This is a genomic window from Bacillus sp. LR--39 (genome assembly GCF_053613335.1).
The window spans coordinates 1-992 of sequence record NZ_JBSIOT010000404.1 but is presented as its reverse complement, the minus strand read 5'-3'; the positions used below and the strand labels follow the sequence as shown (position 1 = coordinate 992).

At 45.6% G+C, this 992-nt stretch carries 2 pseudogenes; both read left to right on the top strand.

Annotated elements, in window-relative coordinates:
• Positions 1-55: 55 nt before the first annotated feature.
• Positions 56-172, top strand: a pseudogene (locus ACWHAR_RS23610) (phenolic acid decarboxylase); the annotation flags it as partial.
• Between the two features lie 10 nt (positions 173-182).
• Positions 183-992: pseudogene (locus ACWHAR_RS23605) on the top strand (alpha/beta fold hydrolase); the annotation flags it as partial.

The window sequence follows — 992 nt, the reverse complement described above, 5'->3', positions numbered from 1 at the left end:
TAAATATAGATTTAATAGATATTTTTCATATGGATATATCAGGAGTATGATTGGAATGAAAGCAGAATTCAAGCGTAAAGGAGGGGGCAAAGTGAAACTCGTTGTCGGAATGACAGGGGCAACAGGGGCCATTTTTGGCGTCAGGCTTTTTTTATATAATGAAAACAAAGGGGGCGTGAGAAATGGAACGTGCGGGGATCTGTCACTCGGACGGCTTTGATTTAGCTTATCGAATTGAGGGCAAGGGCGCACCCATCCTTGTGATCGGGAGTGCGGTTTACTATCCGCGCCTTTTTTCCTCAGATATCAAACAGAAATATCAATGGGTCTTTATCGATCGACCATAGGGGATTTGCTAAGCCTAAGCGGGAGCTACGTGCGGAGGATTCGAGGCTTGATGCCGTCTTGGCTGATATCGAAAGGATGAGAACATTTCTTCAGCTTGAGGATGTTACTATCCTGGGACATTCCGGACACGCTTTTATGGCTTTAGAGTATGCCAGGACATATCCCAAACAAGTTCGGAAGGTGGCGCTCTTCAATACTGCGCTTGATAACAGTGAAGAAAGACCGCGAAAAAGCGAATCATTTTTCATGGAAACAGCCAGCCTTGAGAGAAAGAAACGCTTTGAAAAAGACATCGCCAATTTGCCGCAGGACATCGACAAAGATCCTGAAAGGCGCTTTGTGCACATGTGTATTCGCGCTGAAGCAAAAAGCTTTTATCAAGAGCGGCCGCATGCAGCTGCCTTATGGGATGGCGTATTCACGAATATGCCGATCATTGATGAATTATGGGGCAATACATTTGCCCAGATTGATCTTATTCAGCGGTTAGCTGATGTTCGTATGCCGGTGTATATCGGATTAGGGAGATATGATTATTTGGTTGCGCCCGTTTCGCGGATGCTGTTGACGGTTTATATCCCCATATGGATAAGGTTATTTTTGAAAGGAGCGGCCATCAGCTGATGCTGGAAGAACCGGAAGCC